General features: G+C 73.2%; 10 protein-coding genes. 5 read left to right on the top strand and 5 right to left on the bottom strand.

Features of this window, described 5'->3' with window-relative positions:
* Positions 1 to 12: 12 nt before the first annotated feature.
* Positions 13 to 459, bottom strand: coding sequence for a hypothetical protein (locus OG245_RS21770; protein WP_073740564.1), 447 nt, complete (start codon positions 457 to 459; stop codon positions 13 to 15).
* Positions 460 to 633: 174 nt separating this feature from the next.
* On the opposite strand from OG245_RS21770, the gene OG245_RS21765 reads away from it, so the two are divergent.
* Positions 634 to 1,905, top strand: coding sequence for an ABC transporter substrate-binding protein (locus OG245_RS21765; protein WP_371625161.1), 1,272 nt, complete (start codon positions 634 to 636; stop codon positions 1,903 to 1,905).
* A 279-nt stretch (positions 1,906 to 2,184) separates the two neighbouring features.
* Here OG245_RS21765 and OG245_RS21760 read toward each other — a convergent pair whose 3' ends face one another.
* Both OG245_RS21760 and OG245_RS21755 read right to left on the bottom strand, forming a co-directional pair.
* Complete coding sequence (locus OG245_RS21760) at positions 2,185 to 3,840, bottom strand: hypothetical protein (RefSeq protein ID WP_371625160.1); 1,656 nt, start codon at positions 3,838 to 3,840, stop codon at positions 2,185 to 2,187.
* A 188-nt stretch (positions 3,841 to 4,028) separates the two neighbouring features.
* Positions 4,029 to 5,411 (bottom strand): transcriptional regulator, encoded by a 1,383-nt coding sequence (locus tag OG245_RS21755; RefSeq protein WP_215109750.1) that lies wholly within the window; start codon positions 5,409 to 5,411, stop codon positions 4,029 to 4,031.
* A 290-nt stretch (positions 5,412 to 5,701) separates the two neighbouring features.
* Here OG245_RS21755 and OG245_RS21750 point away from each other — a divergent pair, with 290 nt between their 5' ends.
* The 3 genes from OG245_RS21750 to OG245_RS21740 all read left to right on the top strand — a co-directional run bounded on the left by OG245_RS21750 (position 5,702) and on the right by OG245_RS21740 (position 8,946).
* On the top strand, positions 5,702 to 6,388 hold the full coding sequence (locus OG245_RS21750; protein WP_371627945.1) for a bifunctional DNA primase/polymerase: 687 nt from the start codon (positions 5,702 to 5,704) through the stop codon (positions 6,386 to 6,388).
* An 84-nt stretch (positions 6,389 to 6,472) separates the two neighbouring features.
* Positions 6,473 to 7,312, top strand: coding sequence for an ABC transporter ATP-binding protein (locus OG245_RS21745; protein ID WP_371625159.1), 840 nt, complete (start codon positions 6,473 to 6,475; stop codon positions 7,310 to 7,312).
* A complete protein-coding gene (locus tag OG245_RS21740) occupies positions 7,309 to 8,946 on the top strand; it encodes a transporter (protein ID WP_371625158.1) in 1,638 nt (545 codons plus the stop codon). Before OG245_RS21745 ends, OG245_RS21740 begins: the two co-directional genes overlap by 4 nt.
* 43 nt (positions 8,947 to 8,989) lie before the next feature.
* Here OG245_RS21740 and OG245_RS21735 read toward each other — a convergent pair whose 3' ends face one another.
* A complete protein-coding gene (locus tag OG245_RS21735) occupies positions 8,990 to 9,883 on the bottom strand; it encodes an alpha/beta fold hydrolase (protein WP_371625157.1) in 894 nt (297 codons plus the stop codon).
* A gap of 708 nt (positions 9,884 to 10,591) precedes the next feature.
* Positions 10,592 to 11,284, bottom strand: a complete 693-nt coding sequence (locus tag OG245_RS21730) for a metal-dependent transcriptional regulator (protein ID WP_371625156.1) — start codon at positions 11,282 to 11,284, stop codon at positions 10,592 to 10,594.
* Positions 11,285 to 11,529: 245 nt separating this feature from the next.
* On the opposite strand from OG245_RS21730, the gene OG245_RS21725 reads away from it, so the two are divergent.
* Positions 11,530 to 12,285 (top strand): SIS domain-containing protein, encoded by a 756-nt coding sequence (locus OG245_RS21725; RefSeq protein ID WP_371625155.1) that lies wholly within the window; start codon positions 11,530 to 11,532, stop codon positions 12,283 to 12,285.
* Positions 12,286 to 12,291: the final 6 nt, after the last annotated feature.

The raw sequence follows: 12,291 nt of genomic DNA, 5'->3' as shown, positions 1-12,291 counted from the left end.
ACCCGCCCGGCGTCAGGCGGCCCTGGTCATGATGCGGATGACGTCCAGCGAGCGCGGCGGTATGTCCGGATCCTCCGCGTCGTTGGTGGCGAGCATCACATGGGCCTCGCGGGCCGCGTGGACGGCCTCGGGCCAGCCGTGGTGCTCCAGATAGGCGGAGACGGGGGCGTCCGCGCCGACCTGGTGCATGATCCGCAGCACCCGCAGGGCGGCGGCGTCCACGGCGGCGGCCTCGGCGGAGTCCCTGAAGATGGTGCCGACGTACTTCTCGGCGGACCAGTTGTCGAGCCAGGTGTCCTCGACCAGGCGGTACACGGCGTCGGTGACGTCCCCGTACCCTTCCCGGCCGGCGAGCCAGCACTCGTGGTGGAAGGCGGGGTCGGAGAGCATGTGCAGCGCCGAGCGCACGTTGGTGCGCCAGCGCCACCACGGCATGTCAGTGAGCGGCATGCCGCCCATGGTGGAGGAGCGACGGCCGCGACGGGAAGAGTTCTCCGAACCTTGCTGCACGGTCGTCGATCGTACGTTCCTTCACCGCTCCCCCGCACGGGCCCCCGCAATTCACCTGGACGTCACCGTGCGTTGAGAACCGCACACCGCGCCGTTACCCGGGGCCCGAAAGAGTCCTGGTCCATGACCGGACGGCGACGCCCCACCTTTCCCCGCCCCTTCCCGGGCGTCATCAGCGCGGCGGCGGCGGGGGCGGTGCTGCTGTCCGGCTGTGGCGCGCTCCCTGGGGCTTCGGGGGGGTCCAGGGAGCCCGTCACCGTGATGACCTGGGCGCCCGACAGGTCGGAGGACATCAACGCGGTGAAGATGGCCGGGGTGCCCGCGATGGCGCAGACGTACGCCCGCTGGGTCAACGACACCGGCGGCATCGACGGGCGCGAGCTGAAGGTGGTCGTCTGCGACGAGTCCGACACCCCGATCGGCGCCGAGCGGTGCGCGCGGGAGGCCGTCGGGAAGAAGGTGGCCGCCGTCGTCGGCTCGTACAGCCGCCACGGCCAGAGCTTCATGCCGGCGCTGGAGGCGGGCGGCGTCCCGTACATCGGCGGCTACGGCGCCTCCACCGAGGAGTTCAGCAGCTATCTCTCGTACCCCGTCAACGGCGGCCAGCCGGCGCTGCTGGCCGGTCACGGACGGCAGTTGGGCCGCAGCTGCGAGCGGGTCTCGCTGGTGCGGCCCGACTCGATCGGCGGCGACGGCATGCCGCCGCTCCTGAACAACGGGCTGATGGCCGCCGACCGGCCCGCCTCCACCGACATCCTGGCCCCGGTGGACGCCACGTCCTACGACGAGCAGGCCGCGCAGGCGCTGGAGCGGTCGGGCGGCGGCTGTGTGACGGCGGTGCTCGGCACCCGCACGGAGACGTTCTTCGACTCCTTCCGCCGCCTGGAGCCGGACGGCGAGCAGGTCAGGATCTCCTCCGTGCTGGGCAGCGTCAGCCAGCCGCTCATCGACCGCACGGGCGGTCCGAACAGCCCCTTCGAGGGCGCCTACGTCACGGGCTGGTACCCGGACGCGAGGAACGCGCGCTGGAAGGAGATGCGCGAGGTGATCGGGAAGTACGCCTTCGGTGACAACCGCATCGACCCGGACGACACCGCCGTGCAGACGACGTGGATCGCGTACACGGCGCTGCGGGCGGCGGTCCGGGCGATCGACGACGAGGAGGTCACGTCGGGCCGGGTCGTGGCCGCCCTCAACCGGGGCGTCGAGGTCGACACCGGCGGTCTGACCCCGACGCTCCGCTGGCGCTTCAAGGACCTGGTGGGCACGTTGAGCTATCCGCGCATCGTCAACACGAAGGTGACGTTCCAGGTGGTCCGCGATGGCCGGCTCACCGCCCAGAAGAAGGGCTTCGTGGACGTCTCGGAGGCCCTGACGGACGCCCCGCGCGGCTAGGGCGTGTTTCGAAAGTAGCGCCGTCCGCCCGGAGGGCGGGCTCGGCGGCGTCTGGTGCGTGCGATCGCAAGGCGGAGGGTCGCCCCGATACTGGACGTATCGGGGCGATCCCGACAACGCGGCGAGGGATGGGGCCTCCCCTGCTCGAGCGAAGCCAAGAGCTCGGGGAAGTGCCAGACGCCGCCGAGCAGGCGCGACTTTCGAAACACGCCCTGGGGTCTTTCGTCCGGACACGGCTGTGGCCGGGGCGGACGCCCCGGCCACAGCCGTGTCCGGGCCTCAGAGCTCGGTGTACGCGTGCTTGGTGAGGCCGTGCTTCGCCGCGATCGTGTTCCAGAGCTTGGACGCCTCGCGCTTGGCCTGGGTGGCCACCCCGCTCTGCTGGTTGCCCTTGGCCGTCTCGCTCGTCGACCGGGCCTGGCCGCCCTTGCAGACGGACTTGTTCTTCTTGGCCTGTCGCGCCCAGGTCGCGTAGTGGTCGTCGGCCGCCGCCGAGGCCTTCCACGCCCGGTTCAGCGAGGCGGTCAGCTCCGCGTTCTGCGGGAGCTTGTCCACCGTCAGCCCTTCGAGCCGGGTCACCAGGTCGCGGCGCTGCTGGGCGGCGCCCTTCAGATCCGTGTCGGCCTGGTCCAGATCCTTGCAGGACTTGATCTTCTCGACCGCGCTGATCACCGCGGCCCTGCTGTTGTTGCTGTCGGCCAGCAGCTTGTCCAGCGCCTCGGCCTGCGGCTTCGCCGGGTCGGGCGGCGCGGCCTCGGTGGTCGGGTCCGCGACCGGTGAACTCTGCGCGGCGACCGGCTGCTTGTCGTCCCCGCCGGAGTCGTCGCCACTCATCAGCGCGCCCGCGCCGAGCCCGATGACGGCACAGCCCACGACGACCGCGGCGATCAGCGGAACGTGCGCGGACCGCCGTCGCGGGGCGTCGCCGCCGCGCTGCGGGACCGGACCGTCCTGCTCCGCACGGCCCTGGAAGCCCTGGAGGCCGGGCTGGTGGCCCCCGGGCGCCTGCGGCGGCAGCGCAGCGCCCTGGGGCTGCTGCCGGGGCGGGTGGCCCTGCTGCTGGTACGGGGACGGGGGCTGCTGCTGGTACGGCGGCGGGGGCTGCTGCCCCGCGTCGAACTGCGGCATCTGCTGCGTGGCGCCCGCGGGTTCCTCGGAACGGAACAGGTTGTCGAACTCCGCGGGCGGCTGCCGGTCCCCCGGCGCGCCCGGCCTGATCCCGTACGGGGCGCCTCCGGGCACCGGGGGTATGTACTGGGTCGCGTCGGCGTCCCCGCCGCCCTGCGGGGGCCCCACGGGGCCTGGGCCGCCCGGGACGGGCGCGATGTACTGCGTGGCGTCCGCGTCACCGCCGGGAGCACCCTGACCGCCGTGACCGCCCTGCACACCCTGACCGCCCGGCCCGGCCTCGGGCGGCAACGGCTGTGCGTACGGCTGACGTTGGGGTGGTTGGTGCGGCTGATGCGTCTGGTGTTGCTGCGGCTGATGTTGCTGCTGCTGGGGGTAGTGCGGCTGGTACGCACCGGGCTGCTGTGACGGGTGCTGCGGCTGCTGTGGCTGCTGCTGGTAGGGGTTGGGGAGCTGCTGAGGCTGCTGGTACGCAGCGGGCTGCTGTGGCTGCTGCGCGGGCGGCAGCGGCTGCTGCTGATACGCCCCGGCCTGCTGGTACGCCTCCGGGCCCGGCGGCTGCTGCGCGGGCGGCAGCGGCTGCGCGGGCGGGTAGCCGTAGCCCTCCTGCGGCTGCTGCGGTCCCGGCGGCCCCCACTGCCGGCCCCACGGCTGCCCGCCCGCGGGCGCCGCCTGCTCGCCCTGCTGCCCGCCCTGCCCGGCCCCGGGCGTCCAGGGGGCTCCGCCGTCGGCAGGCAGCACGACACCCTCGTGCGCGGGTCGTGCGGCGGGGAGCTCGTGCTCGCCGCCCTGTCCGCTCTGCGTCACCAGGACTCCTACGTGTGAACCTACGGAACCGTCGGCTCACGCTATCGGGTGGTCACCCGCCTCCGCCAAGCGCGTCGTGCCCCTCACGACCCCTTCACAGGGTGGGTAACGCCCGACGGCTCCGCGACGCTGTTAACGGGCCGGACCGCCCCGAACACGGCCCGGACCGCATCGGCGACCACGCGTCCTCAAGCCGCCTGGAGCTCCAGCCGCTCGCCGAACTCCCGCACCGCGGGCTCCTCGCCGTAGGGCGTGAGCCGCTGCTGGAGGTCGTCGAGATACTCGGCGCCCCGGCTGGAGCGCACCGTCGACAGCAGCTCCATCGCCCGGGTGCCCGTGTGGCACGCCCGCTCCACCTCCCGCTGCTGCACCTGGGCCGAGGCCAGCAGCACCAGGGCGATGCCCCGGCGCCTGGCCCGGGTCTCCGGCAGCGCGGCCAGCGCCTCCTTGGCCCGCCGGGCCGCCTGCTCCGGCTGCCCCAGGTCGCGGTGGCAGTGGGCCAGTTCGTCCGCGAGGTAGCCCGCGTCGAAGTGCGCGATCCAGACCGGGTCGTCGCCGGACTCCGGGCCCGCCTGCTCCAGCGCGGCGACCGCCCGCCCCGACACCGCGTGGCAGGTCCTGGCGTCCCCGAGCAGCGCGTGCCCCCGGGCCTCCGCCGCGTAGAACATCGCCTGGGCGCGGGGGGTGACCTGCCCCCGGGCGCCTTCCTGCGCGGCGCGGGCCAGTTGGGCGATCTCGCGGGGATTGCCGAGCTGGGCGGCGAGATGGCTCATCGACGCGGCGAGCACATAGCCGCCGTACGCCCGGTCGCCCGCCGCCTGCGCGAGCCGCAGCGCCTGGATGTAGTAGCGCTGGGCGAGGCCGGGCTGGCCGGTGTCGACCGCCATGTAGCCGCCGAGCTCCGCGAGCCGGGCCACCGCGCCGAACAGCTGCCGCCCCACCTGTTCGCGGTACGCCCCCGAAAGCAGTCCGGAGACCACGCTGTTGAGGTAGTGCACGAGCACCGGCCGCACATGGCCGCTGCCGAAGCGGTGGTCGAGATCGGTCAGCGCGGCGGTCATCGCCCGCACCGCCTCGACGTCGGACATCCCGACCCGGGCCCCGGCCGTCCGCTCGACCTGGGCGTCCGGGCCCGAGATCAGCCAGTCCCGGCTGGGCTCGACCAGCGCGGACGCGGCGACCGCCGACCCGGTGAGCAGATCGCGGCGGCCCACGTCGCTGCGCCACAGCTCGCAGACCTGCTCGACGGCCCCGGCGACGGTCGGCGCGTACTGGAGGCCGACACCGGAGGCCAGGTTCTTGCCGTTGGCCATGCCGATCTCGTCGATCGTGACCGTACGGCCGAGCTTGCGGCCGAGCGCCTCGGCGATGATGCCCGGGGCCCGGCCCCGGGGCTGCTGCCCCCGCAGCCAACGGGCCACGGAGGTCTTGTCGTAGCGCAGATCGAGGCCCCGCTCGGCCCCGACCATGTTCACGCGGCGCGCGAGGCCCGCGTTGGAACAGGCGGCTTCCTGGATGAGCGTCTGGAGCCGTTCGTTGGGCTGGCGGGCTACGAGAGGCCTTGCAGCCATATGTCCCCCTGAAATATCGGTTATGCGCAGTGATCGGTGGAAGGGATCACTGCCCGTCACATACTCAAGAAATGCGCATATTCCATCGGCATTCGGTACGGGCGTGGCGCGTTGCACCGTCGCGGAGGTCCGGGAGCGGCCCCGGGCGGCGGTCCTGGAGGTGGTTACCCGCCCTTCGGTGCGACACCTCATGCGCGCCCCCGCTCGTGCACCGATGCGCCCCGCGTGCGGGATCGATGCGCCGGGCCCCGGTTCAGGGGAGGCCGTAACCCCAGGTGACGGCGGGAGTTGTGCTGGGCGTGGAAGAGCCCATCGGAGTCACGGAAGCCGCACAGGTCCCTCAGCAGCGGGGCGAGCATCTGCTCGACGCCGCGGTGCGGTATGCGGAAGAGCGTCATTGGGACGTGTTCCCCGGCACCTGGCTGGAGGCGGTGGACGGCGGGGAGCGGTGTTCGTGCGGCGACGCCGGCTGCGCCCTGCCCGGAGCCCACGCGGACCGGCCCGACTGGGCGGGCCAGGCGACCGGCAGCGGGGCCGCCGCCCGGCGCATGTGGAGCAGGCAGCCCCGCGCCTCGGTGCTGCTGCCCGCCGGCCGGGCCTTCGACGCGCTGGAGGTTCCGGAGGCCGCGGGGTTCCTGGCGCTGGCCCGGATGGAGCGGATGGACCTGACGCTGGGCCCGGTGACCCGCACGCCCGACCGCCGGATGCTGTTCTTCACGCTGCCGGGTGCCGCCGCCAAGGCGTCCGAGCTGGTGCGCGGGCTCGGCTGGAACGCCGAGGCGATCGATCTGACCGCACTCGGCGAGGGCCACTACGTCGCCGCGCCGCCCACCCGGGTCGGCGCCCGGGGGGCCGTGCAGTGGGCCCGGAGGCCCACCCACGCCAACCGCTGGCTGCCCGATGTCGAGGAGCTGATCAGCCCGCTCGCGTACGCCTGCGCACGGGAGGCGGCCGACGCCCGGACGCGCGTTCCGTAGAGCACCCGGACGGCGTCTCCCGAGGCTCCGGTCGGCCCTTTCGTAGGGTGGTCCCCATCTATGGGGATATCGAAAGGCTGTGCCATGCCGGACCGGGCGGATGCACGTACCAAGACAGACGCGGCGACGGACACGGGAGCGGGCGGTGCGCGGGAGGCGCGGCCCGCCGTCCGCGTCCAGGGGCTGTGGAAGCGGTTCGGGGACCAGGTCGCCGTCGCGGGGATCGATCTGGAGCTGCCCGCGGGGAAGTTCGTCGGCCTGGTGGGGCCCAACGGGGCGGGCAAGACGACGACGCTCTCGATGGTCACCGGGCTGCTGCGGCCCGACATGGGGAAGATCGAGGTCGCGGGCCACGACGTGTGGACGGACCCGGTCGAGGTGAAGTCCCGGATCGGGGTGCTGCCCGAGGGGCTGCGGCTGTTCGAGCGGCTCTCCGGGCGTGAACTGCTCGCCTACAACGGGCGGTTGCGCGGCCTGCCGGGGGACGAGGTGGACAAGCGGGCCACCCAGTTGCTGGACGTGCTGGATCTCGCGGGCTCGCAGCACAAGCTGGTCGTGGACTACTCGACCGGCATGCGGAAGAAGATCGGACTCGCGGCGGCCCTGCTCCACAACCCCGAAGTGCTCTTCCTGGACGAACCGTTCGAGGGCGTCGACCCGGTCTCGGCGCAGACGATCCGGGGGGTGCTGGAGCGCTACACCCGGTCCGGGGCGACCGTGGTCTTCTCCAGCCATGTGATGGAGCTGGTCGAGTCGCTGTGCGACTGGGTCGCCGTGATGGCGGCGGGCCGGATCAAGGCGCAGGGCACGCTGGCCGAGGTCCGCGGCGACGCCCCCTCGTTGCAGAGCGCCTTCCTCGAACTGGTCGGCGCGGGCGGCCGGGACGCCGGCGACTCCCTCGACTGGCTGGGCGGTTCCCGATGAGCGTGCTGGACGCCCCGGTCACCTCGGCCGCCCCGACGGCGCCGACGACGGGTCTGACCCCGATCTTCGCCCGCCTCAAGCTGACGCTGCTGCGCAACGGGCTGCGGCAGTCCTCCGGGCGCAGGGCGGCGTTCATCGTCTCCCTGGTCTTCACGCTGCTGCTCGCCGCGGGTCAGGTGCTCGGCCTGGTGCTGCTGCGCGGCAACGAGCACGCGGGCACCGTCGTGGTGCTGCTCACGGGTGTCGTGGCGCTCGGCTGGGCGGTGCTGCCGCTGTTCTTCCCCAGCGGTGACGACACCCTCGACCCGACCCGGCTGGTGATGCTTCCGCTGCGGCCCGAGCCGCTGATCCGGGCCCTGCTGGTGTCCTCGCTGATCGGCATCGGCCCGCTGTTCACCCTCTGTCTGGTGGTCGGTTCGGTCATCGCGCTGGCGCACGGGGCGGCGGGCGTGCTGTTCGCGGTGCTCGCGGTCCCGCTGACGATGCTGCTCTGCGTGGCCCTGGCCCGGGCGATGGCCACGGCCAACGTCCGGCTGCTGAACTCCCGCAAGGGCCGCGACCTCGCGGTGCTCAGCGGGCTGGTGATCGCGGTGGGCATCCAGTTCGTCAACTTCGGGGCGCAGCGGCTCGGCCAGGCCGGCGGGCTGTCCACGCTGGAACCGGCGGGCGACGTGGTCCGCTGGCTGCCCGGCGCCTCCGCCGTGGCGTCGGTGGACGCGGCCTCGGACGGTGCGTACGGGGTCGCGGTCGCCCAGCTCCTGATCACGGTGGCGGCCCTGGCGGCGCTGATGTGGATGTGGCGGCGGACCCTGGTGAGGCTGATGACCTCGCCGGACGGTTCGACCCTGGCGGCGGCGGAGCCGGCCCGCGAGGAGTCCGGCCGGGGCGGTCTGTCGGCGCTCCTGCCGGAGGGCCGCACGGCGACGGTGATGCAGCGCGGCCTGCGGTACGTGGCCCGGGACCCGAAGACCAAGGCGGCCTGGGTGACGGCGCTGGCGGTCGGGGCGATCGTCCCGCTGCTCAACGCGGTCCAGGGCACCGGCTCGGTCTACTTCGCGTGCTTCGCCGCCGGGATGCTCGGCATGCAGATGTACAACCAGTTCGGCCAGGACACCTCGGCCTTCTGGATGGTGGCGCTGACGATCTCCTCGCCCCGGGACGCGTACGTCGAACTGCGGGCGCGGGCGTTCGTCCTGCTGCTGCTCACCCTGCCGTTCACGCTGATCGTGTGTGCGGTGACGGCCGCGGTGATCGGTGACTGGCAGGCGCTGCCGGGGGCGCTCGGCCTGTCGTTCGCGCTGCTGGGCTCGATGCTGGCGACGGGCGCGGTGGCCTCGGCGCTGTTCCCGTACTCGATTCCGCAGGAGGGCGCGTTCAAGAACGTGGTGCCGGGGCAGGGCGGCCTGGCCTGGATCTCGATCCTCGGCGGCATGGTGGCCGCCGCGCTGCTGGCCGCGCCGGTGATCGCGCCGACCGTCTGGATGCACGTCACGGACCACCACGACGCGCTGTGGCTCCTGGTGCCGGGCGGGCTCGCGTACGGGGCGCTCGTCGGGTGGGCGGGGCTGCGGATCGCCGCGCGGCGCACGGCGGCCCGGCTGCCGGAGATCCTGACGGCGGTCAGCAAGGGCTGAGGGCCGGGGGCCGGCGGCTGGAGGGGGCGGGGCCCGCCGCGGACTACGGGGAGACCGGTTCGCGGTCGTCCCGGTTGTCCTCGGCGAGCTGTTCCAGGAACGGCTCGACCGCGGCCCGCCAGCCGTCCGGCTGGTCGTAGTGGACGAGGTGGCCCGCGTCCGCCACTTCCGCGTACTGGCCGCGGGGCAGGACCCGGACCATCTCCTGGGCCTCCGCGCGGCCCAGCTCCCCGTCGAGTCCGCGCAGCACCAGCGCGGGGCACTGGACCTGGGCCAGCTCCTCCCAGTGGGCGTCGAAGACCCAGGTGGCGCGGGTGCGGAGCATCTGGTGGCGGGAGAAGACGGGGCGCCAGCCGTCTTCCCGCTCGGCCATCACCTCCGCGTAGAACTCGCCGCGCGAGGGGTTCGGCCGCTCCACCCAGGGGTCGTCCTCGCCGAACCACTTCCGTACGTCGGCGAGGGTGGCGAAGGGCAGCGGCCAGGCGTCGAACCAGTCGCTCCACTCGCGCTGGGAGGCCGCCCCGAGGGCGGAGGCCCGCATGTCGCAGACGACGAGGGCGCGGACGAGGTCGGGGCGCTTGGCGGCGAGCTGCCAGCCGGTGAGCGCTCCCATGGCATGGCCGACGACGGTGACGGGGCCGAGCCCGAGCTGTTCGATCGCGGCCTCGGCGTCGGAGACGTAGGCGTCGCGGGTGTACGGGCCGTCGGTGGGCTTGTCGCTGCGGCCGTGGCCCCGCTGGTCGAGGCCGACCGCGCGGTGCCGTTCGGCCAGCCAGCGGGCGGTCGGGGCCCAGTGCGAGGCCCGGCCCATCAGTCCGTGCAGCAGTAAGACCCCGGGAGCGCTGTCCGCTTCCGCGCGCCCCTTGGGCGGATCGGCGAACTCCCATGCCGCGAGGCGTACGCCGTCGGCTCCGGTCACATCGATGCGCCGCACCATAGTCCTGGCACCCCCTTCTGGTCCTCGATCACCGTGTGGTCGCACCCCGTCAGGCTATCGAACTCTTATTCGAAAATAAGGCTCCGCCTCCCAAGACCCCACGTTCGAGTGACACCGGTCAAGGATTGATGCCGATCGGCCTGGGGAGATCTTCAGCGGGAGGCGGGCCGCTCGGGGACAGGGGCCCGCGGGAACTGACCTTGAGAGCTCGGGGCTCCAGGTCAGCACAGGGGAGGAACGGCCCCGGTGTCTTCGGACGCCGGGGCCGCCCCCTGTCGGGGGACGGCCTCCGGGCGACTCCCGGCGGACCGGGACCGGAGCCGGAGCCGGAGCCGGAGCCGGAGCCGGAGCCGGAGCCGGAGCCGCGACAACGATGGCAGACCGCGGCGCGCACGGCCCCGCACCGGCCGGGATCACGGCATGGAGAAGCACGCCGGGCACCGTGCGGTGCGCGTGATGGAACGACGGGCGCATTCCCTGCTCCCTCCCCGACCGTGCCGGCCGGAGCCGGCCGACACCCTCAGGTCCTCTGCCTGGCCTCAGCCTGGCAGAGGACGCGTCCGGCCGCTGCCATTCCGGACGGAAATCGGCGAGCGCACATCACGGTTGTGTTGCGCGGCCGACGCACCGCCGGCCACCGGGCCGACGCCGGACGACGAACGCCCCCGCACCGGGCGGTGAACGCGTCGGCGGCGGGCGGCGACCCGGTCAGCGCTTGGCGACGAAGACGTGCGAGGCGACCTCGGAGTCGAGCTCGGCCGCCTCCCCGCTGGAGCCGACCAGCACCCCGCCGGGCGACTCGGTCACGCTGACGACGGACCCGGGCTGCACCCCGGCCCTGCGCAGCGTGTACATCAGCTGGGCGTCGGTCTGGATCGGCTCCCCGATCCGCCGCACCACCACGGTCTTGCCCTCGGCGCCCGGGTCCAGCTCGGCCAGGCTCACCATGGAGGCGTCCAGGAACGATTCGGCCCCGGCCTTCTCGCCCAGCTCCTCCAGTCCCGGGATGGGATTCCCGTACGGCGACTCCGTCGGGTGGCGCAGCAGCTCCAGCACCCGCCGCTCCACCGCCTCGCTCATCACGTGCTCCCAGCGGCAGGCCTCGGCGTGGACCTGCTCCCACTCCAGGCCGATGACGTCCACGAGCAGACACTCGGCGAGCCGGTGCTTGCGCATGACGCGGGTGGCGAGGCGGCGGCCCTCCTCGGTCAGCTCCAGATGGCGGTCCCCCGCGACCTGGACCAGTCCGTCGCGCTCCATGCGGGCCACCGTCTGGCTGACGGTCGGACCGCTCTGGTCCAGCCGTTCGGCGATACGGGCGCGCATGGGGACCACGCCTTCCTCTTCCAGTTCGAGGATGGTGCGGAGATACATCTCCGTGGTGTCGATCAGTCCGGACATACGTGCCCCTCGATGCTGTGACTAGAAAACGTCGTGCGATGGCCCTGCACCAATTCTGACGCATAGCGCCGACAACCGTGCCGCCCCGGTGGAAGACCGGTGGAAGTGCGTACGGCCGGGGCCACGAGGCGCTATTGACAGTCCACTGGTCCAGACCGCAACGTGATCGGCGGCACCGGCATTCCCGCACCGCGGGACATCTGCCGCACCACCCGTCCCCCTTCCCCGCCGAAAGGGCTCTCCCGATGAGCGACAGCAAGCTGGCCGGTCAGTTCTTCGATGCGGCCATCGGCCTGCTGACGCGGGTGCGGGACGAGGAGGCGGAAAGCATCGCCGCCGCCGGCGCGGCCGTCGCGGACACCGTCGAGTCCGGCGGCAGGCTCTTCGCCTTCGGTGCGGGCCATTCCTCGCTGGCCGCCCAGGACGTCGTCTACCGCGCGGGCGGCCTGGCGCTGATGAACCTGCTCACCGTGCCCGGCGTGGTCGGTGTGGACGTCATGCCCGCCACGCTCGGCTCGGCGCTGGAGCGGGTGGACGGGCTCGCCTCGGCCGTCCTGGACTCCAGCCCCGCCACCGCCGGGGACCTCCTGGTGATCGTCTCGCTGTCCGGGCGCAACGCCCTGCCCGTCGAGATGGCGCAGAACGCCCGCGCCCTCGGGCTGAAGGTCATCGGCCTCACCTCGGTCGCGTACGCGGAGGGCACCCGCTCCCGGCACGCGTCGGGCGGCTTCCTGCGCGACCACTGCGACATCGTCCTGGACAGCAAGATCGCGATCGGCGACGCGGAGCTGACGGCTCCCGGCGTCGACGCCCCCTTCGCCCCCGCCTCGACCGTGGTGACCAGCGCGATCATGCAGGCGATGCTGGCCGCCGCCGTCGAGCAGCTGGTGGCCCGGGGCGTCGAGCCGCCGATGCTGCGTTCGGGCAACGTCGACGGCGGCCACGAGTGGAACGGCCGGGTCATGACGGAGTACCGGGACCGCATCTTCTACCGCCACTGAGCTCCC

Source organism: Streptomyces sp. NBC_01116, from assembly GCF_041435495.1.
Classification (GTDB): Bacteria; Actinomycetota; Actinomycetes; order Streptomycetales; family Streptomycetaceae; genus Streptomyces.
The sequence above is the reverse complement of the archived record's forward strand: the minus strand, read 5'-3'. Positions and strand labels throughout refer to the sequence as shown.

What these genes read in the sequence shown, in the direction of transcription:
- OG245_RS21745 (WP_371625159.1), top strand. Translation starts at nt 6,473, where the DNA reads ATGCCGGACCGGGCGGATGCACGTACCAAGACAGACGCGGCGACGGAC.
- OG245_RS21740 (WP_371625158.1), top strand. Translation starts at nt 7,309, where the DNA reads ATGAGCGTGCTGGACGCCCCGGTCACCTCGGCCGCCCCGACGGCGCCG.
- OG245_RS21755 (WP_215109750.1), bottom strand. Translation starts at nt 5,411, where the DNA reads ATGGCTGCAAGGCCTCTCGTAGCCCGCCAGCCCAACGAACGGCTCCAG.
- OG245_RS21765 (WP_371625161.1), top strand. Translation starts at nt 634, where the DNA reads ATGACCGGACGGCGACGCCCCACCTTTCCCCGCCCCTTCCCGGGCGTC.
- OG245_RS21770 (WP_073740564.1), bottom strand. Translation starts at nt 459, where the DNA reads ATGGGCGGCATGCCGCTCACTGACATGCCGTGGTGGCGCTGGCGCACC.
- OG245_RS21730 (WP_371625156.1), bottom strand. Translation starts at nt 11,284, where the DNA reads ATGTCCGGACTGATCGACACCACGGAGATGTATCTCCGCACCATCCTC.
- OG245_RS21735 (WP_371625157.1), bottom strand. Translation starts at nt 9,883, where the DNA reads ATGGTGCGGCGCATCGATGTGACCGGAGCCGACGGCGTACGCCTCGCG.
- OG245_RS21725 (WP_371625155.1), top strand. Translation starts at nt 11,530, where the DNA reads ATGAGCGACAGCAAGCTGGCCGGTCAGTTCTTCGATGCGGCCATCGGC.